The organism is Streptomyces canus, assembly GCF_030816965.1.
Lineage (GTDB): Bacteria > Actinomycetota > Actinomycetes > Streptomycetales > Streptomycetaceae > Streptomyces > Streptomyces canus_E.
On the sequence record NZ_JAUSYQ010000002.1, the window covers coordinates 10,253,470 to 10,279,215 of the forward strand.

At 67.8% G+C, this 25,746-nt stretch carries 24 protein-coding genes and 6 pseudogenes; 16 read left to right on the plus strand and 14 right to left on the minus strand.

What is annotated here, in order from left to right:
* Positions 1-32: 32 nt before the first annotated feature.
* The 6 genes from QF027_RS48065 to QF027_RS48090 all read left to right on the plus strand — a co-directional run bounded on the left by QF027_RS48065 (position 33) and on the right by QF027_RS48090 (position 6,670).
* On the plus strand, positions 33-1,082 hold the full coding sequence (locus QF027_RS48065) for an ABC transporter permease (protein ID WP_307081975.1): 1,050 nt from the start codon (positions 33-35) through the stop codon (positions 1,080-1,082).
* A 963-nt stretch (positions 1,083-2,045) separates the two neighbouring features.
* Complete coding sequence (locus QF027_RS48070; RefSeq protein ID WP_306972494.1) at positions 2,046-2,792, plus strand: ABC transporter ATP-binding protein; 747 nt, start codon at positions 2,046-2,048, stop codon at positions 2,790-2,792.
* Positions 2,789-3,508 carry an ABC transporter ATP-binding protein gene (locus tag QF027_RS48075; RefSeq protein ID WP_373430908.1) on the plus strand — a complete coding sequence of 240 codons (720 nt, stop codon included), beginning with the start codon at positions 2,789-2,791 and terminating at the stop codon, positions 3,506-3,508. The genes QF027_RS48070 and QF027_RS48075 overlap by 4 nt, the downstream gene beginning before the upstream one ends.
* A gap of 47 nt (positions 3,509-3,555) precedes the next feature.
* Positions 3,556-4,428 carry a branched-chain amino acid ABC transporter permease gene (locus QF027_RS48080; protein WP_307081977.1) on the plus strand — a complete coding sequence of 291 codons (873 nt, stop codon included), beginning with the start codon at positions 3,556-3,558 and terminating at the stop codon, positions 4,426-4,428.
* Positions 4,425-5,480 carry a branched-chain amino acid ABC transporter permease gene (locus QF027_RS48085; protein ID WP_307081979.1) on the plus strand — a complete coding sequence of 352 codons (1,056 nt, stop codon included), beginning with the start codon at positions 4,425-4,427 and terminating at the stop codon, positions 5,478-5,480. The genes QF027_RS48080 and QF027_RS48085 overlap by 4 nt, the downstream gene beginning before the upstream one ends.
* Positions 5,477-6,670: an ABC transporter substrate-binding protein gene (locus QF027_RS48090; RefSeq protein WP_307081982.1), complete on the plus strand. Its 1,194-nt coding sequence runs from the start codon at positions 5,477-5,479 to the stop codon at positions 6,668-6,670. Before QF027_RS48085 ends, QF027_RS48090 begins: the two co-directional genes overlap by 4 nt.
* 261 nt (positions 6,671-6,931) lie before the next feature.
* Here the strand turns inward: QF027_RS48090 and QF027_RS49920 are convergent, their stop codons facing one another.
* A complete protein-coding gene (locus QF027_RS49920; RefSeq protein ID WP_373432482.1) occupies positions 6,932-7,351 on the minus strand; it encodes a transposase in 420 nt (139 codons plus the stop codon).
* 425 nt (positions 7,352-7,776) lie between these two features.
* Positions 7,777-8,040, minus strand: coding sequence for a hypothetical protein (locus QF027_RS49925; RefSeq protein WP_373431991.1), 264 nt, complete (start codon positions 8,038-8,040; stop codon positions 7,777-7,779).
* A gap of 198 nt (positions 8,041-8,238) precedes the next feature.
* Between QF027_RS49925 and QF027_RS48100 the strand changes: the two are divergent.
* The 3 genes and pseudogenes from QF027_RS48100 (at position 8,239) to QF027_RS48110 (ending at position 10,021) form a co-directional block, all read left to right on the plus strand.
* Positions 8,239-9,192, plus strand: a pseudogene (locus QF027_RS48100) (IS481 family transposase).
* A 65-nt stretch (positions 9,193-9,257) separates the two neighbouring features.
* A complete protein-coding gene (locus QF027_RS48105) occupies positions 9,258-9,704 on the plus strand; it encodes an NUDIX domain-containing protein (RefSeq protein WP_307081986.1) in 447 nt (148 codons plus the stop codon).
* Positions 9,705-9,745: 41 nt separating this feature from the next.
* Positions 9,746-10,021 carry a transposase gene (locus tag QF027_RS48110; protein WP_307082748.1) on the plus strand — a complete coding sequence of 92 codons (276 nt, stop codon included), beginning with the start codon at positions 9,746-9,748 and terminating at the stop codon, positions 10,019-10,021.
* Between the two features lie 13 nt (positions 10,022-10,034).
* Here the strand turns inward: QF027_RS48110 and QF027_RS48115 are convergent.
* The 5 genes and pseudogenes from QF027_RS48115 to QF027_RS48135 all read right to left on the minus strand — a co-directional run.
* A pseudogene (locus QF027_RS48115) lies at positions 10,035-10,142 on the minus strand (IS5/IS1182 family transposase); the annotation flags it as partial.
* 5 nt (positions 10,143-10,147) lie between these two features.
* On the minus strand, positions 10,148-10,789 hold the full coding sequence (locus QF027_RS48120) for an HAD family hydrolase (RefSeq protein ID WP_307081988.1): 642 nt from the start codon (positions 10,787-10,789) through the stop codon (positions 10,148-10,150).
* Between the two features lie 103 nt (positions 10,790-10,892).
* Positions 10,893-12,179, minus strand: a complete 1,287-nt coding sequence (locus QF027_RS48125) for a VanZ family protein (protein WP_307081990.1) — start codon at positions 12,177-12,179, stop codon at positions 10,893-10,895.
* Between the two features lie 59 nt (positions 12,180-12,238).
* A complete protein-coding gene (locus QF027_RS48130) occupies positions 12,239-12,637 on the minus strand; it encodes a hypothetical protein (RefSeq protein ID WP_306972477.1) in 399 nt (132 codons plus the stop codon).
* Positions 12,638-13,255: 618 nt separating this feature from the next.
* Complete coding sequence (locus tag QF027_RS48135; RefSeq protein ID WP_307081992.1) at positions 13,256-13,831, minus strand: SMI1/KNR4 family protein; 576 nt, start codon at positions 13,829-13,831, stop codon at positions 13,256-13,258.
* 92 nt (positions 13,832-13,923) lie between these two features.
* On the opposite strand from QF027_RS48135, the gene QF027_RS48140 reads away from it, so the two are divergent.
* The 3 genes and pseudogenes from QF027_RS48140 (at position 13,924) to QF027_RS48150 (ending at position 15,292) form a co-directional block, all read left to right on the plus strand.
* A complete protein-coding gene (locus QF027_RS48140) occupies positions 13,924-14,238 on the plus strand; it encodes a DUF6223 family protein (RefSeq protein WP_307081993.1) in 315 nt (104 codons plus the stop codon).
* Between the two features lie 76 nt (positions 14,239-14,314).
* Positions 14,315-14,614, plus strand: a pseudogene (locus QF027_RS48145) (transposase family protein); the annotation flags it as partial.
* Positions 14,615-14,983: 369 nt separating this feature from the next.
* The gene (locus tag QF027_RS48150) at positions 14,984-15,292 is read left to right on the plus strand and encodes a hypothetical protein (protein ID WP_307081995.1); all 309 of its coding nucleotides are present in this window, start codon (positions 14,984-14,986) and stop codon (positions 15,290-15,292) included.
* Here the strand turns inward: QF027_RS48150 and QF027_RS48155 are convergent.
* The 4 genes and pseudogenes from QF027_RS48155 to QF027_RS48170 form a co-directional block, all read right to left on the minus strand.
* A pseudogene (locus tag QF027_RS48155) lies at positions 15,289-15,498 on the minus strand (IS110 family transposase); the annotation flags it as partial. The gene QF027_RS48150 and the pseudogene QF027_RS48155 sit on opposite strands and share 4 nt — an antisense overlap.
* A gap of 395 nt (positions 15,499-15,893) precedes the next feature.
* Positions 15,894-17,318 carry a hypothetical protein gene (locus QF027_RS48160; RefSeq protein WP_307081997.1) on the minus strand — a complete coding sequence of 475 codons (1,425 nt, stop codon included), beginning with the start codon at positions 17,316-17,318 and terminating at the stop codon, positions 15,894-15,896.
* Between the two features lie 29 nt (positions 17,319-17,347).
* Positions 17,348-17,785, minus strand: a complete 438-nt coding sequence (locus QF027_RS48165) for a hypothetical protein (protein WP_307081998.1) — start codon at positions 17,783-17,785, stop codon at positions 17,348-17,350.
* A 709-nt stretch (positions 17,786-18,494) separates the two neighbouring features.
* The gene (locus tag QF027_RS48170) at positions 18,495-19,460 is read right to left on the minus strand and encodes a helix-turn-helix transcriptional regulator (RefSeq protein ID WP_307082000.1); all 966 of its coding nucleotides are present in this window, start codon (positions 19,458-19,460) and stop codon (positions 18,495-18,497) included.
* A 129-nt stretch (positions 19,461-19,589) separates the two neighbouring features.
* Here QF027_RS48170 and QF027_RS48175 point away from each other — a divergent pair, with 129 nt between their 5' ends.
* From QF027_RS48175 to QF027_RS48190, 4 genes and pseudogenes are all read left to right on the plus strand, one after another.
* Positions 19,590-20,915 (plus strand): FAD-binding oxidoreductase, encoded by a 1,326-nt coding sequence (locus QF027_RS48175; RefSeq protein WP_307082002.1) that lies wholly within the window; start codon positions 19,590-19,592, stop codon positions 20,913-20,915.
* Positions 20,916-20,939: 24 nt separating this feature from the next.
* Positions 20,940-22,667, plus strand: a complete 1,728-nt coding sequence (locus tag QF027_RS48180; RefSeq protein WP_307082004.1) for an ABC transporter ATP-binding protein — start codon at positions 20,940-20,942, stop codon at positions 22,665-22,667.
* Positions 22,668-22,694: 27 nt separating this feature from the next.
* The gene (locus QF027_RS48185) at positions 22,695-23,195 is read left to right on the plus strand and encodes an ATP-binding cassette domain-containing protein (protein ID WP_307082750.1); all 501 of its coding nucleotides are present in this window, start codon (positions 22,695-22,697) and stop codon (positions 23,193-23,195) included.
* 98 nt (positions 23,196-23,293) lie between these two features.
* Positions 23,294-23,549: pseudogene (locus QF027_RS48190) on the plus strand (helix-turn-helix domain-containing protein); the annotation flags it as partial.
* Here the strand turns inward: QF027_RS48190 and QF027_RS48195 are convergent.
* From QF027_RS48195 to QF027_RS48210, 3 genes and pseudogenes are all read right to left on the minus strand, one after another.
* Positions 23,539-23,706 carry a hypothetical protein gene (locus QF027_RS48195; protein ID WP_306986849.1) on the minus strand — a complete coding sequence of 56 codons (168 nt, stop codon included), beginning with the start codon at positions 23,704-23,706 and terminating at the stop codon, positions 23,539-23,541. The pseudogene QF027_RS48190 and the gene QF027_RS48195 overlap by 11 nt on opposite strands.
* A gap of 468 nt (positions 23,707-24,174) precedes the next feature.
* A pseudogene (locus tag QF027_RS48200) lies at positions 24,175-24,689 on the minus strand (transposase); the annotation flags it as partial.
* Positions 24,690-24,889: 200 nt separating this feature from the next.
* The gene (locus tag QF027_RS48210; RefSeq protein WP_307082752.1) at positions 24,890-25,726 is read right to left on the minus strand and encodes a hypothetical protein; all 837 of its coding nucleotides are present in this window, start codon (positions 25,724-25,726) and stop codon (positions 24,890-24,892) included.
* Positions 25,727-25,746: the final 20 nt, after the last annotated feature.

Here is a 25,746-nt window from a genome sequence, read left to right on the forward strand (position 1 = left end):
GCCAGGCGCCGACGCGCGGCGACGAAGGCACAGTGCCCGGGACGGACTCCCGCTCGGACGGCGGCGCCACGGCCCGCGACGACCAGGACGGCCGCGGCGCGCCCGGTACGACGACGGGTCCACAGGACGATGTGAAGCCGGCCGACCCGGCCAAGGTCGAGGCGGCGATCAAGGCGCAGTCCGCCACGAAATCGTACTTCGGCACCGGCAAGACCTTTGTGAGCGTCGCCGGCGTCAAGGGCGGTACACCGCTCGTGGTCTACGAGGGTGACGCCCAGGGCACCGGTCAGGTGATGGTGTCGGGGCGCTGGTTCTCCGCACGCGGCGAGGCGGTGGCGCCGGCCCGGTTCCTGCAGGCCACCGGGGCCGAGGTCGGCGACACCGTGACGCTGACCGACCAGGACCGCAGCGCACGGCTGAAGCTGGTCGGCGAGATCTTCGACCTCGGCGACCAGGGCATGGCGGTACGCGCCGACGCCGCGTCGGTGGCACAGATCGTGCCGGACGTGAAGCTGGACCACTTCACCGTCGACCTCGCCTCGGGCAAGGACAAGGGCGACTGCCTCGACGGGCTCAACACCCAGGTGAAGAAGGTCGGCGGGGTCGCCACGAGCTCCGACGACAGCCGCACCTCGACCGTCATCGTGGTGATGCAGTCGTTGATCGCGATGCTGACGGCGATGCTCGTGGTCGTGGCCTGCCTGTGCGTCCTCAACACGGTGGTGCTCGACACCCGCGAACGGGTCCACGACCTCACGGTGTTCAAGGCGCTGGGGATGAGCCCGCGCCAGACCGTCACCATGGCCCTCACCTCCGTGGCCGCCCCCGGTCTGGTGGCCGGCGCCATCGGCGTACCCCTCGGAGTGGCCCTGCACCACCTCGTCCTGCCGGGGATGGGCCGCTCGACCGGCACGGAGATCCCGGCCGCGGACATCGACGTACACGGTCCTGGCATCCTGGTCCTGCTCGTCCTGCTCGTCCTGCTCGCCCTGGGCGGCGTGGTCATCGCGGTGGCGGGCGCGTTGCTGCCGGCGGGGTGGGCGGCTCGGACGGGGACGGCTCGGGCGCTGCGCACGGAGTGAGCTCCTTCGACGAACTCAGCAGAGAAGCGATCGAGGCGGCGAAACAGTTCTTGGACAAGCGGCCGGTAGCGGAGAACTGACAGCCTGTTCTCGCCACCGGATTGGGCCATCTCCGAGCTGATCCCCCTACTCGGCGTGGTCGCGTCACAGAAGTTGAGCCAGAACCGGTTCTCGTGAACAAGGCCAAGCACCGCCAGCGTCAGCCGATCCCCCTCGCCCACGTCCACGCCGATCACCACGTCGCTTCCCGTCCGGTACGGTGCCGGCTTGCCCGGCGCCGCGCGTACCGGCAAGGTCAGCGCCCGGCCCCGAACAGAGGCCCGCCATCACGACCCGACCACGGTCACGAAGCGACAACACCTCCGCCGACCAGGCTCATCTCCCCGTCGGCATCCCCGCCGCCAACCGGCCGCACCTGTGCCGCGCCCGCTCGCGAATCCGCAGGTCACCACACTGGTTGGGCCGTGGTCGGGAGGCTGACATCCCCTCTACGCCCCCCGAGTCCACGCCCAAGCAGGAAGTAGAGGAGAAGTGGGTGAGCGTGAAGGCCCCGGCGACACGGTCGGCTTCCTTGCGTGACGCGACCGGCCGCCCTCCGGGGCAGTGGTCGTACCGGCGAAGACGAACCCGGCCCCCGCTCCGACAGCGGAAGCTCGTGCACCGAAGGCCGTGGCCGCCGGCGTCCCGGGATCCAGCTTTCCCGCACCTGGAGGCACGAGGGCAGGACGCCGACGGTCATGTCGTGGAAAGGCTGTCACAAACGAGGTGCCACAGCTGTCTTTCTCTTCAACAGCTGTACTCGCCAAGCCGGTTGCGCGCGTCGGTATGCGTACCTTCCGCGGAGTCGCGTGGCGCCGTGAACACTCAGGCTGACGGCGTTTCAGCCGCCGGTCGGGCAAGGTGGAGGAGAGAAGTGTCAGTCATATGTGTCCGCCGAGGCGGCCGGTGAACACAGCAGTCGAAGTGTCCGGAGCCACGGTGCGCTACGGCGGGGTGACGGCCGTGGATGACTTCACGCTCTCGCACTCCAGCGGCGGTGTGATCGGGCTGATCGGACCCAACGGTGCTGGAAAATCAACCCTGTTGAATGCCCTGTCCGGAGTGACGCCGCTGACATCCGGCACCATCCGCGTCAACGGTCACGACATCACAGGCGTCGGCCCGGTGCGTACCGCCCGCCTCGGTGTGACCAGGACCTTCCAGAACCTCCAGATCTTCGGCTCGCTGACCGTGCTGCAGAACGTCATGCTGCCGCGCACGGCCCGAAGCCTGAGCCTGTCTCTGGGCCACGTTCTGGGTCTGGCCTCCGCAAGGCGCCGGATCGCCGCCGAGCGTCGCACGGCCCACGAACTGCTCGAAAGAGTGGGGATGGCCCAGTACGCACATCTGTCTGCGGACAGTCTCGCCTACGGACTTCAGCGCCGGGTGGAGATCGCCAGGGCTTTGGCGGGAGACCCCGCACTCCTGCTCCTGGACGAACCCCTCGCGGGTCTCGCCCGCGCAGAGAGTGCCGATCTGACGTCACTGTTCACCGACATCGCCGCCGAAGGCGTAACCGTACTGCTGGTCGAGCACGACATCGCCGCAGTCCTCTCGGTGTCGGACCGGGTGGTGGTACTGGACCACGGCCGACTGCTGGCGGACGGCACATCCGAGCGGATCACCGCCGATCCCGCGGTGCGCACCGCCTACCTCGGCGAGGAGAGGTGACCGCAATGCTGCGGGCCACCGGGCTGGTGTCCGGATACGGCCGGATCGAGGCCCTGCACGGCGTGGACGTCGCGGTGGACGCCGGGCAGGCCGTGACCGTGATCGGACCCAACGGCGCGGGCAAGTCGACGCTGCTTCGTACCCTCGTGGGTCTGTTGCGCCCGTGGCAGGGCACCGTCGAGTTCGACGGCACGGACGTGACCCACTGGTCTGCGGAACGGCGGGCGCGAGCAGGTCTGGTGCTCGTCCCCGAGGGCCGGCACGTGTTCGCCGGGCTCAGCGTCGAGGAGAACCTGCGGCTGGGTGGTTACGCGGCGGGGCGGGCAGCGGCCACGCCCGGGCTTAAAGCGGTGTACGACCTCTTTCCCGCGCTCGCCGGCCGTCGGCGACAGCCCGCCGGCACCCTGTCGGGCGGCGAGCAGCAGATGGTGGCGATCGGCCGCGGGCTGATGAGCCGTCCGAAACTGATGCTGCTGGACGAACCGTCGCTGGGACTTGCCCCGCAGGCGGTCCGGCTGGTGACCGACGCCCTCGTGGAACTGGCCGGGCGCGGTACCACGCTGGTCCTGGTCGAGCAGAGCGCGAGTGTTGCGTTCCGAGTGGCACACCGCGGCCACCTCATGGAGCGGGGCGACCTCGTGGCCTCGGGACCCGTGGACCAACTGCGTAAGGATCCCAGGGTCCTTCGGGCCTACCTCGGAGGGCCCGCCGGATGAACGTACCCGCCTCGCCCACACTCAGGATCGGAACCCGGTAGACCCCCATGTCGCAGTTCTTCGACTTCACGCTCTCCGGACTCGGAGCCGGCACCACCTATGCCCTGGTCGGACTCGGGGTGGCCCTGGTGTACCAGGTCACCGGCGTGATCAACTTCGCGCAGGGCGACTTCGTCATGCTCGGCGGGCTCGGTTCCGCCGTGCTGTACGAGGCGGGCATGCCCCTGTGGGCGGCAACCTTGACCGCGATCGCGTTCACCGCCGCGGTCGGTGGTCTGCTGGACCTCATCGTCATCAGAAGGGCACGGGGCGCCGACAGCGAACGGCTGATCATCCTGACGATCGGCGCCTCGGTGACTCTTCAGGGCGCGGCGCTGCTCGCCTTCGGCGCGGACTCCCACTTCGTCCCGCCGTTCTCCCCGGGAGACGCCTTCGATGTGTTCGGCGCCATTGTGCCCCGGCAATACCTGTGGTGCGCGGTGGCCACCGCGGCGGCGGTCGTGCTGATGTGGGCGTTCCTCACCAGGACCCTGGGGGGCACCGCGATGCGCGCCACGGCCATGGACCCAGAGACGGTCCGGCTCATGGGCGTCTCGCCGGCCCGGATGAGCCTGCTGGCGTTCACCTGGGCCGCGGCGCTGGGCGCTCTGGCGGGAGTGTTCCTGGCTCCTCTGCAACCGCCGGACGCGTCAGTGGGCATTCCCTTCGGTCTCAAGGGCTTCACAGCGGCAGTGATCGGCGGACTCGTCTCCCCGGTGGGAGCCGTGGCCGGCGGGCTGCTGGTCGGACTGGTCGAGGCGTACACCACCGGATACCTCAGCAGCGAGTACAAGGACACGCTCACCTACGGGCTGCTGCTCGTGGTGCTGCTGCTCCGGCCCACTGGGCTGCTGCGCCGGCCGTCGGTGGTGCGGGTATGAACACGTCGCACAGGGCACGCGCCCTGCTCGGTTCCCGTGCGGCCGGGTACGCGGCCTTCGTCGTGCTGCTGCTGGCCGTGCCCGCCGTCTTCACGAGGCTGCCCTTCTACACGATGTCGGTGGCGGTACTGATGTGTCTTCAGGCCACGGCGGCCCTGGGGCTGGTACCGCTCATCGGCCGTGCCGGGCAGATCTCCCTCGGGCAGGCCGCATTCTTCGCCGTCGGCGGGTACACCTCTGCCGTCCTCACCGGCAGATGGCAGGTCAACGCCCTGCTCGCGTTGCTTGCCGGGGCCGCCCTGGCCATGGGGGTGGCGTACGCAGTGGGGTTGTTCATCTTCCGGGCACAGGGCCAGTACCTGGCCCTGGCGACCCTGTCGTTCGGTCTGGTGGTCAGCTCCCTGGCCAACCAACTGCCGCTGACCGGCGCATCCGACGGCCTCTCGGGGATCCCGTCGCTGGCGCCGTTCGGAGTGGAGCTGGACACGGACCTCTCGATCTACTACCTGGTGGCCGGCGTGCTGCTGGTCGCCGTGCTGGCCGTGGACGCGCTGCTACGGTCCCCCGCGGGCGATGCGTTGGGTGCCCTGGGCGACAGCCCCGTGGCGACGGAGGCGGCCGGTGTCTCGGCCGCCACTCTGCGCCGTGGCGCGTTGGCGCTCGCGGCCGGGCTCGCCTCGATCGCGGGCAGTCTGTACGCCCATTGGTCGTCCTTCATGGACCCCGGTCAGGCAGGACTCCTCAACTCGGTGCAGTTGCTGGTCATCGCCTCGGTCGGTGGACTGCGCACTCCGTGGGGCGCACCGCTCGGCGCTCTGGTGATCATCACGCTCTCCGAGGCGTCCAAGGACTTGATCCCGCAGGTGTTCCCGTCCGCTACCGGGAATTTCGACATCATCGTCTACGGGATCGCTTTGATCGCCGTCCTGCTGTTCCTGCCCAGAGGGGTGGGCGGCGTGTCGGCGGTACTCAGAGAGCGGTCGGCTCGGGTGCGGCAGGACGGCCCTGCCCCTGCCGCGACCGCTCGTACACAGAAAAGAGAGACACAGTGATCCGGACACGTACCTCGTTGGCGCTGACCGCGGCGGCTCTTGTCGGTGCCTTGGGGCTCACCAGCTGCGCGGCGTCGGAGAAGGACGACGCGACGGGCGGCGGGCAGGGGAAGGGGGCCGACATCGCGATCGGCGCCAGCCTGGAGCTGTCGGGGCCCACACAGAGCATCGGCACGGCGTACAAGAAGGCCCTCGAACTCGAAGTGGACTCGATCAACGAGCAGGGCGGCCTGCTGGGCGGACGCAAGCTGAGGCTGATCGTCAAGGACAACCAGACCAAGCCCGCGCAGAACATCACCAATGTCAACGACCTGATCAACAACGACCACGTCGCGGCAGTGATCACGGGCGGCTGTTCGGCGTGCACCGTGCCGGTCACCACCATTGTGGAGAAGCGCAAGGTACCGCTGATCTCCCTGGCCTCGGCGACGGCGATCACCAGCCCGGTGGCGCAACGGCGGTACACCTTCAAGATCTCGCCCAATCCCGCTCAGGACGCCGGGGTTCTGCTCGCCGCACTGAAGAAGAAGGGGGTGAAGAGCATCGGCCTGCTCAACGTCGACAATCCTTATGGGCAGGAGGGCCGCGCCGCGGTGCTGGCCCAGGTGAAGAAGGCCGGCATCGAGGTGACCGGCACGCAGCAGTTCGGCCAGGAGGACAAGGACATGAGTGTCCAGGCGAAGCGGCTGGTCGCCGACCGTCCCGACGCCGTGGTCGTGTGGGCGGTCATGCCGGCCGCTGGGATCATCGCCAAGAACCTGCGGGACGCGGAATTCGACGGAGGCGTCTATCTGGATGCCGGCGCCGGCGCGGAACTCTTCGTCAGGGGCGCTCAGGGAGCCGCAGAGGGCGTCCACATGGTCTTCCCCCGGGTTCTGGCGATCGGCGACGTGACCTCACACGACGAGACCGTCCGTGCCCAGAAGGAATGGGTGGCCCGGTACACCGCCAAGTACCAGAACTACTCCGGGTTCGCCTCCTTCGGGGCGGACGCCGCCCTGATGCTGCGCAACGCCATCGCCAAGGCGGGGACCACGGACGGACCGAAGCTGCGCGACACCATCGAGACACTCGGCTTCGACGGAGTGTCCGGGCCGATCCGCAACACGGCGCAGGAGCACTCCGGCCTCCAGCCCGAATCACTGGGCGTACTTGTGGTGCGCAAGGGCGACTGGCACCTTGCGAACTGATGTCCCCGATGGTGCGGCGCCGGCCCCGTCCGGGGCCGGGCCGACGACCGACATGGCCCGTATGCCGCCCCGCGCGGCGGCATACGGCGTCGTCACAGACGAGGTTCACCGCCGGTGGCCGCCCGGTCTTGCGGCGAACCGCTTTCGGTCGTCCGTGCGTCATCCTTCGAATGACAGCCCTGCCGACCGGTCTTGCCGTCGAGGCACGTGAGGCTGGGTCCGGGGTCGAGCGTGGCACGTCGGCTGTGGACGTGACTGCTCTTAGCTGTGCCGCGGGTCCTCCTGGCGCCGCCTGTCCAGCGCCGGTCTCCCACCGGCTGCTTGTCGGTCCGTGGGCTCAGGACGGCTCGTCCATGACGAGGCTCCCACACCAGCCGGTTCGCGGGCGACGGCCACGGCGGCGATGGTGGGCCGTTTGTTACGGGCGTCGAATCGCTTCCACCGTTGATGCACGCGCCGGTTGCCCCGGTCGGCACGGTCCGGGACCGCGGGCGGCTGACTGGCCTGGCGGCGCATCAGCTCGCGGCCAAGACGGTACTGCTTGCGGTGGTGCCAGGACGCCTCCACCAGCAGCCCGCGGGCATGGCTGGTGCCGGTCTTGGTGATCGGACCCTGCACTCGGCGCTCTCCGCCGGAGGCCTCCGACGGCACCAGTCCCAGAAGAGGAACCGGTGGTGGCACCGGTGAACCGATGCCAGTCGCCGACCTCGACGGCCAGGCCGAAGGCGGTCAGCGTGCTGACCCCGCGCAAGCACCCCAGCCGCCCCACCACCGGCGCGAACGCCGAGGAGGCGGCCATCTGCTCGATGGCCCCGTCCAGCCGCCCGCGGCGGGCATGGGTGCTCAGCACGGTGTCGAAGGCCTCCTCGAAGGCCAGCTGCACGCCGAGCCGGTCGAAGGAGAGCGAGCGCAGCCAGCCCTCGTGCTCCTGCGTCCAGGCCGTGCCCTGCCACACCAGGCCATGGCGCAGCAGCAGTGCGGAGAGCCGGTGCCGGGCTCGCATCAGGTCCCCGCGCACGTCCTCGCGCGCTCGCACCAGATCCCGCGCGGCTTCCTGCAGCAGCCGGACCGGCCGCTCGGCATCCCTCCGGCCGGTCTTGACCCGGTCACCCGGCGGCCCCTCGACCTTGGCCAGGGCCACCACCACGCACCGCACACCCGCCGCCGTCAACGCCTGCCAGCCCGAACCCGGTCGGTCCGGCCTCATACGCCACCGCCACCGGACCAGGCAACGACGCCACCCAGGGCACCACCGTGCCCGCCTCCGGCGCCAGCCGCAGCGACCGGATCTCCCCCAAAACCCCATCGATCGCGGCCCCGACGACCGACCGGACATGAACATCCAGCCCGGCATACATACGCTCGAACATGACCGGCACCTCCCGCAATTGCGGCTCCACCGCCACGCAGGATGGCGGCAACCCACGCCAACTCGCGAGCGAGGCGCCGGATCTCCACACGGTCTAGGTGTATTGATCACGAGCGTTGTTGACACCTGCGGGGCCTGAACATGGCGAAGACCTCCGATGTGGTGGAGCTGTCTAGGAACACACCGCACGGAGGTCTTCGTGTCCCACCGTAGTGCCCGGCTGACCGTTCACGGCAGGCGGCTGCTCGTCGAGAGTGTCCGCGCAGGCCGCCCCGTCGCGCATGTCGCGGCCGAGATGGGCATCTCCCGCGCGACCGCCCACAAGCGGATCCGCCGCTGGTGAACCGAGGGCGAGCAAGGACTGCACGACCGTTTCAGCCGCCCCCTGACGACAGCGCACCGCACCGCACCGCAGGGTGGCAGCGGTGGAGGCCCGGGGGTGCCTTCTGCGCCGGGAACGCAAGATCGGCCCGGCCCGCATCGGGCCGATTCTGGGCCTGCCCGCTTCGACCGTGCACCGCACCCTGACCCGCCACCGCCTCAACCGCCTCGCCTTCCTGGACCGGCCCACCGGCCAGGTCATCCGACGCTACGAACGTGACCGGCCCGGCGAACTCGTGCACGTCGACGTCAAAAAACTCGGCCGGATCCCCAACGGCGGCGGACACAAAGTGCTGGGCCGCCAGGCCGGCCGGGCCGCCCGCAGCGCCGTGGGCTTCGACTTCGTCCACTCCGCCGTCGACGACCACAGCCGCCCGGCCTCCAGCGAGATCCACGGCGACGAGAAGGCCGACACCTGCGCCGGGCCGCGGCCTTCTTCATCGCGTCGGGCATCGACCGCATCGAGCGAGTCCTGACCGACAATGCCTGGCCCTACCGCAAAAGCTTCGCCTGGCGGCTGGCCCTCGCCGACCTCGGCGCGGTCGGCAAGCTCACCCGCGCCTACCGGCCCCAGACCAACGGCAAGGTCGAACGCTTCAACCGCACCCTGCTCGACGAATGGGCCTACGGGGGGGCCTATATCTCGAACGACGAACGGACAGCGGCCCTGGCAGACTTCCTGCACACCTACAACCACCACCGCTGCCACACCGCACTCGACGGCAAGCCACCCATCACCCGCGCGAACAACCCTGCGGGTCAATACATCTAGGGCCTGTCTCTTCGAACTAATGGGATCTCACGTGATCGAGGATGTGTAATCCCTACGCTGCGGGAATGCGGGAGTTGACGTTGCGTATCCGGGTGGCTGCCTATGTGCTGCGCCGGCGCGCGGGACGGTCGGCGGAGTTGCTCGTGTTCGACCACGACGCGGACCTGCCGCCCGGCACGCACGTCCCGGCGGGGGGTGTGGCCCGGGAGGAGCCGTTGGAAGAGGCAGTATTGCGGGAAGTCGCGGAGGAGTGCGGGCTGACCTGCGTGCGGGTGCTGCGCCCCCTCGCGGAGGAGCACACGCCGCACCCGATCCGCCGCTTCCCCCGCCACACCACCTTCTTCGAACTGGAGGTGGACGACGACGCAGATGTCCCGGATGCGTGGGACCACCACGTGACGGGCGCGGGGCGCGACAACGGCATGACGTTCCACTGCCGTTTCGAGCCGCTGCCCCTGACCTTCCCGTTGGCGGACGGCCAGGACGCCTGGCTGGATCGTCTGGAAGCATGAGCGCCGTCGCTTGGTCGCCCCCACAGCTGGCACGTCAGGCTATGGAATCGAGCGGGCTGGTGCATGACGCCTCGTCATCAGGTGTCTCTGCGGCCAGTGACTCGTGTTCTGGCCAGGCTCGGAAGGGGGCCCTCACGGATGGCGAGTGGGCGGTGCTCGCGCCGCTGCTGCCCAGGAGCAACGGCCGGTGCGGCCGGTGGCGGGACCAACGCCCGGTGATCAACCGGATCATCCACCAGCTCAGCACCGGCTGCCAGTGGTGCAAGCTGCCCGAACGCTTTGGCCCGTGGCAGACCATCCATGAACGCCATGCGTGATGTGCATGCCGGTGCCGGTGCCGGGGTAGGCGGGGTCGGCGCGGACGGGGACGTCCTGGCGTTCGCAAATTCGGATGATCGTGTGGGTGCGGGCGGCGGTCGGGTCGTGGTTGCGTCCCGGGCACGTCACCTTGCCACGAGGAGGATGTCCTTCAATTCGTTCAGGCTGCCGATCCGGTAGCTTGCCTGGGAAAAGTCGTTCGTCTTCGTGAACTCGTTATGGACAACGGCGCAGTCGATACCAGCGGCCACAGCCGAGGTCAGTCCTCTGGCCGAATCCTCCACGACGAGGGTCTCTTCCCTGGCGGCGCCGAAGCGTTTCAGGCCGGCCAGGTACGGTTCCGGGTGCGGCTTGGCGAGTTCGTAGTCCTCGCGAACAATGACGAAATCCATGAACTGCCTGATCTGGCGCTTTTCATGGATGATGTCGAAGTCGGCCCGTTTCGCGGTCGTCACGATGGCCATGCGGACGTACGGCGACAGCTCGGCGAGAGTGTCGACGACGCCGTCGATCTCGATGGCCTCGGTCCGTAGGTAGTCCTGGTAGTAGCCGTCGCGGGCCTGGCGAACCCGGCTGAGGGTCCGGTCATCGATGCCGGCCGTCTTGGCTTGGGCCCAGGAGCCCGATCCCCGGGCCATGTCCCGGAGGTACTGATCCTTGTCCAGGGCGAAACCAACCTCCGCCAGGGCGCGTTCCGCGGCTTTGAAATACCAGAACTCGGTGTCGACCAGGACGCCATCATGATCGAAGAGTACGTATTTCTTCACGGCCTCGTTCCTTTTCGGCAGCCGCGCCGACCAGGCGCGATGAGAGGATCGAGTCATGGCACGCCCTTCCCCTTAGGGTTCCGTATGCGGTGATCCGGGCCGATCAGGACATCTGTGGCGTCACCTTCCGCCCGGTCACCGCGTCGACGAACATGTCCGGCGTCTTGGAACCCTCGGGCATCCCGACCATCCACACGGGCCGCCACGCCCCCGCGACCTTCTGCGCCAGCAGGACCGCCGCCGTGGGGGACTTTCCGGTGCGTCCGCGCACCAGAGCCTCCGCGGCGCTCCTGTCGAGCTCGGCCTTCGGCAGGGTCGGATCGGTGACGGGGCGGGCGGTGAATCCGATGACGCGGCCCGAGGAGGTCACCGTGATGTCCAGGCGCATGGGCATCATCACGCCGTCGACGTAGCGGCGGTAGGTGAGGTGGTACATCGCCTGGTCGCCGGCCTCCGGGGCGAGGGTCTTCGTGGTGAGGCGGGCGCCGTGGATCTCGTCGGCGAACCAGGTTGCGGCGAATTTCGAGCCGATCCGTACGGCCTGCTTGCTGCGCACCGGACCGGCGTCCGCCTGGTTGTTCTTGGGGATCGCCTCGACCAGCTTGCGCTGCGGCCACCAGGCGATCAGCTTGCCGCGGTTCGTGGTGGCCGTGGCGACCAGTCCGCCGTTCTGTTTGATCTCCTCAATCTGCTGGACCTCGGTTCCCTGGCCGAAGACGGACTGGGCCGCCCCGGTGATCCACTCGGAGGAGCCCGCGGAGGCCTTGGCCGCGGCTTCCTGCCGGTGCTCGACCGCCGCGGCGTCGTAGGTCTGGGGCGACGACGCGTGGACGATGCCGGCCAGGGCCAACAGCCCGGCGCAGGCGATTCCGGTTCCCCAGGCCGCGTCCCGCCACCAGCGGTGTTCCCCGCGCCCGCGAGCGCGCAGCCACACCAGGCCGGCCACGGCGCCGATGAGGGCGCCGACCGTGTTCATGGCGAAATCGGTCACACTGCAGGAACGTCCGCCCACCAGGTTGGTCTGCGCCAGTTCGATCACTCCGCTCAGGAGCATGCCGACGGCTGCGGCGGTGACCGGTCGCCGGAAGGCCAGGACGGCGAAGAAGACGGCGGGCACGAACAACGCGACGTTCATCCAGGCGGACGGTGAATCCAGTGCCGCCTGGAGGGACAGTCCCGTGTCGCACTTGCCGGTTCCGGCGTCGCCCGCGTTCCCCGGCAGCAGCGTCACCGTGGCGATACCCGCGAGTGAGGCCGCCAACAGCACTCGTACCAGAGGCGGATGTCCTCCTGTGCGTGCGGCCAGCCACGTGGGAAGGCACAGGAGCGAAGCCAGCACCAGGAAGGAGACCAGCAGGCCGGGAACGGCCCTGATCGAAGCCTCGATCACGACTTGCCTTTCACATGGGCGGGACGGACTCGCCGTCCCGCCCACCGAGCAGTTCCGGATCAGCAGAAGCTGACGGTCGGCGTGTAGTAGGGGCCGCCGTTGCTGGCGTCCATCAGACCGGTCGCCTCACAGTCCGGGGCGTCGTTGGCGATGCTCTTTCCGCCGAACGAGTACGAGACGGTCTGACCGGACGAGACCGACTTCAGCGGCGAGGACCAGATGCCCTCCGAGGTGTCCAGCTTCAGGTAGACGTTCACCGTGCTGCCGCCGGTCTTCTTGTACTTGGTCGTGGAGTAGAAGAGGCTGGAGTTGCCGGTGACGTTGGCACCGTCCTCGGCGGTGAAGTACAGCGTTCCGTTGCTGAGCGAGGTGCTCGTCGAAGCGGCGTAGGCGCTGCCGGCGCCGGCCACGAGCGTGGCGGCAACGGCGGTCGCCGTGGCCAGAGTGCGTATGGACACGCGTTCCCCTGTTTCTTTCTGTCTGATTCCCTTTCGTCTCTTTCCGAAAGGGTGAGTCTTGGGGAACCTAAATGATCTTCCGGCCTGTGTAGGGCCATCTGAGGGTCAACGCCGTTCAAAATATGGGGACTTCGAGAAGCCAAGGTCCGCAGATGCCGTAGCGGAGAGCTGGCGTGACGGACGGCGGGACGCTCATGTGGGGCACGTGCCCGATGCGTCGGCCGAGGTGCGTACGTCCGAGTCGTTTGGGGCTCGGGCGGTTGGCGCAGGGCGGCACGGATGTCGTCCACGGACGGCGGGAGGTAGCGGATGGCGGGCGGCAGCGTGGCTTCGTACTCCGTGGCCGGCTTGCGGCCGGGCTGGACCATGATGTTCCTGCCCAGCGCGGCGGCAACGTCGTCCTCCGGTTCCTCCTGGGCCTGCACGGCACGCTCCCACCAGTAGTCCCGGAAGGCCGCGACGGCCTCGGGGTCGGCCAGGTCGAGGGCGTCGCGCTGCTCGTCGAACCCTGCACCCTCATCGCCGGGCAGAGTTTCCCGGATCGCGCCGAGAGTCTTCGCGGGATGACGCGGCGGGGCCTGGCCAAGGTGGCGCACCCACTGGTCCCTGCGCTCCTCGTCAGAGGGGGCCCCACACCAGGGCGCCGCCCATCATGCCGGGCTTCTCCGGGCCGGTCGCTGCCAAGGGGGCTTCCAGGCTGACCGCCATGAGTTCCAGGCAGGCGGGCAGCGACTCGTACTCCCGCTCGCGCTCCCCGAACCCGGTCCACTTGCATACTTCCCCGGTCTCGCCGTTCAGGTAGAGGCCGTAGACGGTGTCGTCGGGGTTGAAGGAGCAGAACGGTATCCAACATGGCTTCCACAGCACCAGGGCGTCCTCATCCTCGCCGTTCTCCTCCTGGAACCGCATCTGCATCTGGTTGACCTTGATCACGGCGTCGAGCGGCATCAGGGCCCATTTGCCCGGCATGAGCCCCGATCCGGCCACGCCGTCCTCACCGGCGGACAGCCGCCACAGCGCCTTCAACTCCTCCGGAACGCTCACGCCGAGGGCTTCTTCGAGAGCCACGATCTCGTTGTCGGAGGCGCCGGGCTTGAGAGCCGCGTACGACTGCAGGGCGTACTCGGCCAGCCAGTCCACGATCCGGCTCCGTGCCCGGGTGACTCGTACATCTGCTGGTGTGTCAGTGGTCATGTCACCACGCCTCCATTGCGCCCCGACCCATCACACAACGGGGGCCCGAGCGCCATACGGGGACCGTCAGATATGGCGGTGGTGAGCAGGCCATGTCCGCCCCCCGCCGTACGCTCTGGGCCGCACTGGTCGGCCTCCTCGGCGCTGTCAACGGCGGCCTGGCCCTGGCCCACCCCACCCGTCAGGGCCACATCCACACCTGGGTTCGGCGGAACGGGGCCGCCACGGCCCTCATGGCAGGCCTGATCGCCGTGGTCGTCGGCGGGTCGGCCGCGGCCACCGCCGACGGCGGTCTCGGCACCGGCAACGGGCTGGGCGGCGCCTACGTCGCCATGCTGGTGGGCCTGATCGCCATCACACTCGGTTGGCTGGCCCGTCCTTGTTCCCGCTCCCGCCGAACCGAGTGACAAGCTGATCAGCTGATGGGTTGGCCGCAGCGTATATGTACGCGCGTCTGGGTCTGCCCAAAGACGATCAGATGCCGCCGACTATTGGCGCGACTCCGGCCTGCCGCAGCAGTGCCAGGGCGTCACCGTGCCCGGCGACGGCGCCTACATCAACACCGGCCTGGTCGTCCCGCACCGCAAACGACCCGGCCGACCCCTGCTGGCCGGCGAAGAAGCCGACAACGCGGAACGTCAGCGAGTCCGCGCACGGGTCGAGCATGCGATCGGCCGACTGAAGAACTACAAGATCCTCCGCTACTGCCGACAGCACGGAGACGGCCTCCACCACGCGGTCCGAGCCGTCGCCCACATGCACAATCTCGTCTTCGCCTCGTGATCAGAACAGCCACGGCCGGGCCCTGACCTGCGGAATCGCAGTCCTCTGCAATACGCTTTGACTCCGATGGGCGTGTGCAGTGCCTTCCATGTCTCGACACAGCAGCGGCAGGGGGGACGATTCGCGGTCTCGTTGGTGATCAGCGCGGCAGAGGATCGTGCCCCGACCAGGTCACTTGGGGGGTGCCCCTATGTCTTTGGTCAAGGTGGCCGGGTGGTTGTTCGGGGCGTCTGGAACGATGTGTCAGTGCATGCTGATGATCAGGTTGGCGAGGGTGTCCCTGCGGAGCTCGCGGTGTTCCTCCGGGGCGCTGTCGACGGCCGCCCGGTGAAGATCGCTCCTTCCATCTGTGAGGGGTGCGGTGGCCGCGTGTTCTTCGTGCTGGTCAACGCGTCCGGAGCGCAACGCGAGTGCTGTGGCTGTGGGAGCTGTGCGTTCATCGCGGACAGCGAGGAGTTCTGGAACGAGGAGTCCTGGGAGGGCGACGAGCCCGGTGCGGCCGGCTGCCCGTGCGGCAGCGAGGAGTTCGAGGCCGCGGTCGCGTTCTCACTCGCCGACGACGGATCCGTCCGTTGGGTGACCCTTGGCCTGCAGTGCATCAAGGACGGATTCTCCGGCGTCTATGCCGATTGGAAGATCGACTACGGACCCACGGATCACCTGCTGACCATGGTCTAGGTCTGCGGAGCGACTGCCCGGACAGGCTGGGATTCGTAGAAGGTTCCGCCGCGGAGCATGGCGAACAGGACGTCGGCCCGGCGCCTGGCGAGGCAGAGCAGGGCTTGGGTGTGATGCTTTCCCTGGGCGATTTTCTTGTCGTAGTAGGCCTGGGAGACCGGGTCGCCCAGGGCGGCGAACGCGGAAACGAGGAAGGCCCGTTTGAGGTTATCCGCAGGCCAGAATGGTCGCGGTGGCCGAGTGTTCCTCTCACGCCGTCCTGGACGCCGCAATCGGCGGGTTCAAGGGATCCGAGCGCATCGTCTCCGACGCCCTGGACGCTCATGCCGGGGGCATTCTGCTTGCTGAACACCTGTACGAGCTCGGCGCTCGTCCGTTCCCGGACTCCGGCCACCACGAGGCCGGTCGGTGTAACGAGTTCCAGCCGGTTTCGGACCTCCCAAGGGACCGTAAGGTGCTGGAACTTCCCGGTCGACCGGGGTGCGGTCTGCTGGGAAGCGTGGCCGAGCGCCAGCCGGGACGTCGACGACGCGATCAGCGTGCGCCGTCAGTACGCGCGCCTTTGAGGTCGTGTCAGTAACCGGACGCAGCTGGAACGCGTTCAGTCCCGGCGTCTCCTCCAGGTCCAGAGGCGTTGGAGCCAGGTGACCTGTTCGGTCCCGGGCGGGCGTCGCCGCCCGTGGACATGGACATGGACGTCTCCCATGCGCCCCGCCTGTACGGCGGGGCCGTGGACGACCCCCGACAGGTCATTGTCTGTTCTGGCCGTGATGCCCGCACCCACGTGCCTGCCCGCGTCCTTGGACGCGGGCGCCGGGCCTGTCGGGCGAATTGCCTGGATACGTTCGGCGGAATAGCCCCTTCTGAGGCCGATGTACTCGGAGAGTTCCAGCGATTCGACGGCGCACGGGCCGATCTCGTCCAGGGCTGCCTGTCTGCAGGCTTCTGCCAGCCCCGGCCTGCTGTCCAGCCATCGTTCCCTCTGGGCTAGCTCGGCCTGCAGAGCGGCGAGCTCGGCCTCTCGCTCTGTCTTCTCCTCCTGACTCTCCGGGACATAGTGGAACTTCTCGGGTGGGTCAGCGGCCTTCCGTAAAGCGAGCTGGACCTTCCTGACCTTGTGGTCCAGCCTGCGCCAGTCGACCTTCCTGGGGTGCTCGCGGACCTCACAGACGATCTCCGCCAGGCGGGCCTGCGCCGTCTCTTCGGCGGCGTCAGTGCGGATCAGCTCCTCAAGGCTCTGCGACCAGGCACGGTGCGCGTTGGGGTCGACGTGCACGACCTGGGCCATATGGTGTCGCAGCCCGTCGATCTGCTTGCGCACAGCCTCAACATCCAGCAGCCGCGCCATACTTCTCGGGGAGTCGTCGGCCTTCCGCCACTCGTACCCCTCGCGCCGGCGCCGAGGGAAGCGTTCCACGAGATCGGTGAGGCGGGCCCGTTCCTGCAGTTGGATGGCGTCCTCGGGCGAGTAGCCGGGGTGCGACGCGATCTTCTTGCACAGCTTGTAGAGGCTGGTCTCCGGGCGAAGCTGGATCAGTACGTCTCCGCGCTCCCGGAGACAGAGAACGAGAACGGCGGGAAGGCGCATCTCTGCGATACCGAAGAACGCGGCGCAACGGGACACCGCCTCGGTCCACGCAGCATGCTGCACATCCTTTGGGTATGGCGGACGCGCGACCGGGACACCGCCCCAGACGTTATGGGGGGTCAGGACGTTGGTGTGTGTGAAGTCGACGCAATCGTCGAGCGTCAGGTTGTTCCAGAACCGGGCGATCCGGTCATCCACACCCGCGTAGTACGGCGTTTCCTCCGGATCGTCCACGAAGTAGGGATCGGGGCAGAGCACCGCGATGCGGTGGCCGGTCACGTCGTGGATGCTGGTCCAGTCTCGCGACAGTTCCTCATGCAAGGATCTGGCTTCTGCGGTGCGGGCGAGGATAACCATGAGACCGAGGTAACCATCGCGTCGCGCAGCGTCGACGATGTAGGGCAGGGCCTCGTGTGTGTTGACTGGAGCCTTCCACATGGCGTCTCCGTTCGACCGTTCAGCTCAGCTCAGCTCAGACCGGAACCGGTCCCAAAGTTCAGCGTGCCCACGTGGCCGGCCTGAATCACTGGGCCGTGCTGCACGCCTCCGCTGATCGTGTTGTGAACGTCCATGCCCTGATCATCACGTGCTTGGGGCGCCAAGTCGTCAAGGATTGCCTGTAGTTCGGTAGCAGCGTCGGGATGGGCCAGCAGAGTGCGCCGCAGTCGCGTACGCCACTCTGCCTCGACATCCAACGCGGTCTGCTCGTCGCCGACCTGCATCGCGGCGACCAGCTCTCCGCGCGAAGTCTCCAGCTCACCCTCGACAAGGTTTTCCTCACTGCCGCGGTGGCGCGAAAGGAATGAGACGATTCGGTCACGAGCTTGCGCCCAGGAGTCAGCCGCCATCTGCTGAACGAACGTCGTGGCGCCTGTGGCGGCAAGTGCGATCAACTCCGCTTCCATCGAACCTCCTTTGGTGCGGGCAGGGCTGCCACCGTACCGTTGACACAGCACAGCCGAACGCAGATGTCCGTGGCGTGCTGTATTCAACAACGCACGAACGGTGGCGCAGTGCCCGCGACTTGGTGGGACGATCCGCCCCCTAGACCGTGTGGAGATCCGGCGCCTCGCTCGTGAGTTGGCGTGGGTTGCCGCCATCCTGCGTGGCGGTGGAGCCGCAATTGCGGGAGGTGCCGGTCATGTTCGAGCGTATGTATGCCGGGCTGGATGTTCATGTCCGGTCGGTCGTCGGGGCCGCGATCGATGGGGTTTTGGGGGAGATCCGGTCGCTGCGGCTGGCGCCGGAGGCGGGCGCGGTGGTGTCCTGGGTGGCGTCGTTGCCTGGTCCGGTGGCGGTGGCGTATGGGGCCGGACCGACCGGGTTCGGGCTGGCAGGCGTTGACGGCGGCGGGTGTGCGGTGCGTGGTGGTGGCCCTGTCCAAGGTCGAGGGGCCGCCGGGTGACTGGGTCAAGACCGGCCGGAGGGATGCCGAGCGGCCGGTCCGGCTGCTGCGGATCGGGGAACTCCCGGCCGTGCGGGTGCCCACCGAGGCGGAGGAAGCCGCGCGGGATCTGGTGCGAGCGCGCGAGGACGTGCGCGGGGGACATGATCATCCAGTCGGCATCCGCATGCCCACTCGACACCCAGGCCCCCCATATCAGCTGTTGCCGGTCAGGACGTTGGTGACGGCGCATAGTGGTGGGCAAGGTTGGTGGCGAGGTCGCTGAGGTGAGCCCTGACTTCGGTGGGGCCGTGCACAGTGATGGCGCTCCCGAACGGCAGGAGTGCTCGCACGTCCTCCAGATGCAGGAAGCGGATCGTTACCTTGTGGCCGGTGGCGGATTCTTCGTGGTCGTCCCGGACGAGCCGTTGGCCAAAGATCCGTCGCGCTCGCTCGATCTGGGTCTGGTCGATGGTGGCGCTGACCTCTATCGCATGGTTGTGCTCCCACTGATCAATGAGCGCTGCAGCGACGGCGGCCAGGGTCTGGTTCTCGCGGATCCGTCGTGGCTGGTCGACTTCTTTCCACGTCGTGATCCGTTCGAGTCGGTACATCCGCGGCACTCGGGCACAGTCGGCGACGAGATACCAGATGCCGGCCTTGGCCAACAGCCCGTAGGGATCCACGACCAGGTCGCGTGAGCATGACTCGCGTGGGCTGTCGTACTCGATCCGTAGTCGGCGACCTCGCCGCACTGAGCTGATCAGCGAAGCCGGAGTCGTGCCGGAAGCTCGTGCCTGGAGCCAGGGGCGGCTGTCCACGTGCACTACGTCGGTGAGCGGCAGGAGCTCATGACCTCGACGTGACTGTGTAGCGACGATCTTGGAGAGCGCGCGCCGGCTTTCGACCGATGGGTTGAGCTCCGCACGTTGCTTCTCGTCCAGCCCGGTGAGCGACAGATGATCACGCTCGCCCGGCGTGAGTCGCGTGAGGTCGAGCCCGGACCCGGGCAGCATGGTCACGCCTCCGAGGCGGCCCCGGTGTGCGGTCACCGGCAGACCGGCGTCGCGGAGCCAGTTCAGGTCCCGGGTGATGGTTCGAAGGGACACCCCGAGCGCCGAGGCAAGCTCCTGTGTGGTCACGGCATCCCTCGATTCGAGGAGCAGCATCAGGGAGAAGAAACGGTCTGGGGTCACACACCAAGTTTTTCAGGAATTGCGACACGATGCGGCGCATATTCCGATCAGGCTGATGGATGCGTACCCACGAGCTGCCTGTTCGCCGTGGGTGCGCGCACGCACCCCCGATCCAGAAAGGTGCTCGCGATGAGTGCCGACACGACCGACGCCGAATCACCGGTGGCGTACCACCCAGGGTCTGCCGAGTACGACGAGCACCGTGCCGGCTTCCAGTTGCGGGAGCAACATCAGCCAGCCCACGTGGTGGCGGCACGGGCCGCCGGCGACGTCGTGGCGGCCGTCCGGCGCGCCGCAGAGTCATGTATGCCGATCGCGGTCCAGGCCACGGGACATGGGCTCGCCAACCCGCTCGCCGGTGAAGGTGTATTGGTGTCGACGCGAAGGATGGACAACGTCGATGTCGACCCCGGCGCCGGCACCGCACGGGTGGGCGCTGGAGCGCGGTGGCGCGACGTGATCGAGGCCGCCGCACGCTACGATCTGGCACCGCTGTCCGGGAGCATGCCCGGTGTCGGCGCTGTCTCCTACACGCTCGGCGGCGGCATCGGGCTGATGGCTCGTCGCTACGGCTTCGCCGCGGACCATGTCACGCGCTTGGAGCTGGTCACCGTCGACGGCTCCCTGCTGACGGTTTCGGAACACGAGGAGCCGGACCTGTTCTGGGCGCTCCGCGGCGGTGGCGGGAGCTTCGGCATCGTGACCGCGCTGGAGATGGCCTTGATGCCGGTCGCCAGGCTGGTCGGGGGCGGTCTGATGTTCGACCTGGGCGAGACGCCGGAGGTGGTCTCAACCTGGTTGCGTTGGACGGCGACAATGCCCTCGGAGATGACCTCGGCGATGACCACGCTTGAAGTTTCCAAGCGGCACATGGCCCATGTCCAGATCGCCTACCTGGGTTCGGCTGCGGAGGCAGACGAGTTGGTGGCCCCGTTGCGGGCGTTGAAACCTGCGTACGACGGTGTGCAGGAGATCCCGTACCGGCGGTCCGACATCGTCTTCAGCGAACCGGCTCAGCCGCATGCGTATGTCGCCGACAATGTCTTGTTGCGGGCGATCGACGAGGAACGCCTCCGCGACGCCATCGCCCTGTCGGCGCCAGGCCGGTCGGTTCGCTCCATCATTTCGGTTCGTCATCTCGGTGGGGCGCTGTCCACTCCGCCGAGGGTGCCGAACGCAGTCAGCCACCGCGAGGCGATGTACCTGCTGTGTGTCGTAGGTGTGGTAGCCCCGACAACCACGTCGCACGCGGCAAGTGCGTGGGCGCTGCAGGATGAACTGTTGGCCAGCTGGTCCGGGACCGCCGTAGGCAGCTCGCCGAACTTCACTCTCGGACGACCCGACCAACGCGCCGCCGCAGGACTGTTCGACGCCGAGCGTCGTGACCGATTGCTGCAGCTGGCCCGTAAGTACGACCCCGCCGGACTGTTGCACCCCAGCTTTGTCATCGCCTGAGCACCTCCTACGAACGGTTGACCGATGCGTCTGGTCCTTGCTCAGCTTGCCAAGCATCGAAGGTGGTTCGCTGGTGTGACCGTCTTCCAGTTGGTCAGCGTCACCGCCACCTTGTATCTGCCGACGATCAATGCGGATCTGATCGACAACGGCCTCCTGCGCACGGACGTCGGGTACATCTGGACAGCCGGCGGGTGCATGGTGATCGTCAGTATCGTCCAGCTGCTGGCAGCGGTGATCTCGTCCTATGCTGGAGCGCGCGCAGCCACAAACGCTGCGCACGACCTGCGGTCAGACGTCTACGACAAGATCGCTACGTTCTCCATCCGGGAACATCAGGACTTCGGCACGCCGACGCTGATCACTCGCAGCACCGACGACGTGCAGCAGATACAGGCGCTCCTGCTCACCTTCGGCACAGTGGTGGTCGCCGCACCGATCACGATGCTGGGCGGGGCCTATATGGCGTTGCGTGCGGATGCCGGCCTGTCCTTTCTGATCATCGTGGCAGTTGTCGTACTGGGTGCGGCGTTGGCGGTGATCCTTCGCTGGATGACACGGGTGTCGCGCCGGATGCAGGACCGCCTGGATGCGATCAACCGGGTCTTGCGCGAGCAGTTGATGGGTCTCACGGTGATTCGCGCGTTCACCCGCGAGCGCTTCGAGGCCGAGCGGTTCGGGCAGGTGAACAACGAGCTGACGGTGGCAACCCGGTCGATGGGGCGGCTGAGGGGGACGTTCGTTCCGGCCGTCATGCTGATCACTGATCTGTCGATCGTGGCCGTGGTGTGGTTCGGTGGCCACCGGGTCGAGTCGGGACATCTGCTGATCGGCGGTCTGACAGCCTACGTCACTTACCTGGGCCTGATCCTTGGGGCAGCCATGATGGCCGCCTCGGGGGTGATGATGTTGCCAAGGGCGATGGTCGCGGCGGAACGTATTCAGGCGGTGCTCAACTCCACCCCTGTGCTCCGGCCATCGGGCGTACCCGCCAGCTCGTTCCCGATTCGCGGTGAGTTGGAGCTGCGCGGCGTTGCGCTGCGGTACCCAGGCGCCGATGCTGACGTCCTGTCCGGCATCGACCTACGGGTTGAGCCCGGCGGCACGGTGGCGCTCGTCGGATCGATGGGTGCCGGCAAGACGACCCTGCTGTCGATCGTCGCGAGACTTCAGGACGCAACATCCGGATCCGTCCGGCTGGACGGCGTTGATCTGCGCACCATCGATCCCACTGTGCTGCGCAGTCAGCTCGCGATCGTTCCGCAGCGTTCGCTGCTTTTCAGAGGTACGGTCGCAAGCAATCTGCGGCTGGCCAGGCCGGACGCCACTGACGCCGAGCTCTGGGAGGCGCTGGAGGTCGCGCAGGCTCGCGAGTTCGTCTCCGCGTTGGACGACGGACTCGGGTCACCGATCGCCCAGGGTGGAACGAACGTCTCCGGCGGCCAGCGGCAACGGCTATGCATTGCCCGCGCACTCGTTGCCGCCCCGCGCGTCCTCCTTCTTGACGATCCGGTCTCGGCGCTCGATTCCGAAACATCCGCACGGCTACTGGCAGCGCTGCGCACAGCCACGGCCGACGCGACAGTCCTACTGGTGTCGCAGCGGACTGCCGGTATCCGCAGTGCCGAACGGATCGTGGTGCTCCACGAGGGCAGCATCGTCGGCGACGGTACACATCAATCACTGATGGAAAGCTGTCAGACGTACCAGGAGCTCGTGGCTTCGCAGGAAGCGATCGGGGCATCGACATGAGCCGCCGGCGGAACCATTCGCGACAACATCGCCTACGGGCGGCCGGATGCCACACTCGAGCAGGTCGAGCAGGTCGAGCAGGTCGAGCAGGCCGCTCAGGCATGTGGTGTCAGCCACATCGTGAACGCTCTTCCACAAGGCTACGACACGGTGGTCGACAGTGCGGACGGACGCCTGAGCGAGGGCGAGCGACAGCTGATTTGCATCGCGCGCGCGTTCATCGCTGACCCAGCCGTGCTGATCCTCGATGAGGCCACCAGTGCGGTTGATGCCCGCACCGAGCTCCTCCTGCAACGGGCGACCTCGCGGCTGCGGCATGGCCGCACATGCCTGGTGATCGCCCATCGGCTCTCCACCATCCGCGACGCCGACGTCATCGTCGTACTGCAGGACGGTCGGATCGTGGAGAAGGGAACGCACACGCAGCTACTGCGAGCCCGCGGTGAGTATCACCGGCTCAGTCAGTACCAGTTTCACGAGCCGAGCACCTTGCCAGCTCTGGACCCCGACCAGCATTCGTCGCGATGAGGAGTTCGAAGTGAGACTCGACCTGCCGATGACGCCGCACCGGGCGCGCCTTGTCAATATGGGCGAGAAGACACCCGCTGGCATCCGGGACGGCCACGATGACCCACCGCAACGCGCCTCTGTCGCCCGAGGGCCGCCGTCGTCTGATCGAACGCTGCGCGAGTCAGCCGATCGCCCACGTGGCCGCGGAGATGGGCATCTCACGTCTAAGCGCGTCCAAGTGGGTGAATCGTTATCGACGCCATGGCGAGCTGGGCCTGCTGGACTTTGCCTGCGCCCTGGGGGTTGAACCGACGCAGGTTCATCGATCCCAGTGGCGAAACCAACCGCCAGCCGCGCCAGATCACCGCACGTCGACGGCGAAGTGCGCGTGCAGAGCCGCTTCTTGTGCTTCGTGCCGTTCCGGGGCGCTCCACCCCGTCCGGTCAGCGATGTCGCTGCCCACCGAGTGCCAGACCACTGTGTCGTCGGGTGCGGGCTGGCCGGTCAGTCCGGCCAGGTGCTCTTTCACTCACGTCACGAGGCGACTCTGCTCGAGACAGCGACCGCCGGATGGCTCGGTCACGGCTGGTTGGGATACTTCGTCGGGCGGGCAGATCCTTCGCGCTCGCGGGGAGGCAGCGTGCAGGGCAGGTGACGCCTACGACGTTGTCCGGTCTCGCTCGAGGTGAGGGAGCGTGAGTGCCTGATCTGGAGTGCCTCAGTTTGAGCGAGACGGGGCGGATCGGCTGTCTCGCTCAATCCTGTTGGCGCTCTTTGACATCCCCACCCGCGCTCCCCGTGTTCCTCCAGACCTGCTCATCTCAGGTCCCCGCGCTGGATGGCATGTGGCTGGCTCGGCCTCGACGCCTTGCTCAGCTCTCCCCGGGCAGCGGGTGTTCCTTGACGAAGCGACGGAGCTCCGCGGTGAGGCCGACCGGGTTGTCGAACTGGACGAGGGTGCGGGCGTCGGGTATCTCCACGTAGCGGGCGTTCGGCAGTGTGTGTGCCGCCAGATGTAGCGGCGGATCATGCTTCCCTGTTCCTTGTGGCTGGCGTGGTCGGTGCCGTCGAGAGCGAAGTAGCACAGGGCGGTGAACTGGGCTTCTATCCGGTTGAGCCAGGAGCTGTTGGTCGGGGTAGGCGATCTCCGCAATGTTCGCCGCCGCCCAGGTCGCGACCCGCTGGCACCGCTTCTTCGTCAGGTGCGGAGAGTAGTTGTCACAGACGATCGCAATGCGTATTCCTCCGGTGCAGCGAGCGCAGGTAGCGGCAGAACTCCTGGAACTTCGACCTGTTCTTGGTCTTCTTGATGTGCCCGTAGGGCTGGTCCTTGGCGAGGTCGTAGGCGGCGAACAGGTGCCGGGCCCCGTGCGGGCGGGTGTAGGCCGCCGGTCGGCGGCGCCTCGGCTCCCGGTTGGAGTCCCTGCGCCGTCCGCCACGCTCGGCCCACTGCCGGCCGGGGCGGGGCTGGGGGTTGAGCGGGCCGAACTCGTCCATGCAGAAGACGACTTCGGCGCGACACACGGCGTCGGCTGACGGCACTGCGCGCGGTGCTCGAGGAGGGGCAGCGGGACGGCAGCATCGCATCTCCCCGCGACGCCGGGGCACTTGCCCGCTTCGTCAACGCGGCGATCGCCGGCATGCGCATCTCCAGCCAGGGCGGCGCCGACCGGGCCGTACTGGAGTCGATCGCCGAAATCACGTATGCCACCTCAGGCGCGGGGCCGAGCGTCCAGGAACCGGTGGAGGGATGCCGTCATGCTCTCCACGAACGCGTCACGGGTCCGGTCGGAGACCAGGTCCAGGGACAGGTACGGGTTGAGGTCCTCCAGCTCCACGAGGAGCAGCTCGCCTTCCCGGGTGCGGCAGGCGTCCACGCGCTGGATGCCGTGGTCGAGGGTGTTCCAGTCGATGAAGCGCCCGGCGAAGGCCAGGTCGGCGTCGGTGGGCTCGTAGGGCTCAAGGACCCAGCGCCGCTCGGGGTCGGGGGCGCGAAGGGCGTAGTGGAAAGCGTCGTCGACGTAGTAGAAGGACACCTCGTATCGGAAGTCGATGCGCGGCTGGACCAGGATGTCGCCGCAGACGAGGTCGCTCAGCTGCTCTCGGGGCACGAAGGTCAGGCCGATGGAGTCCGCGCCCGCTTTCGGCTTGACCGCGTACTGACCGACCTCGGGCAGCAGGTGCAGGTCCTCGGGCCGGTCGATGGTGGGGATGACCGGGTATCCGGCGGTGGTCAGATCCAGCAGGTACTGCTTGCCGGCCATGTCGCCCCGGCCGGACAGCGGGTTGTAGACCCGGATGCCACGGGCCACGGCCTGCTCCCGGAAGGCGTCGTACTCCTTCTGGTAGTGCAGCACGGGCCCGCTGTTGCGGACCACGACCACGTCGAAGGCATCCATCAGCGCGGCGGCATCCAGCGGGTGGCACAGGGCGATGTCGAAGCTGTCGCGCAGTCGGGAGATCAGGAAGATGTCCTCGTCGCAGTAGCGTCGCCCCCGGGCCTGGTAGGCGAGGTCGGTCACGAACAGGACTCTGCGGCGCTCGGGCATCGTGCAGGAGACGTCGTGGC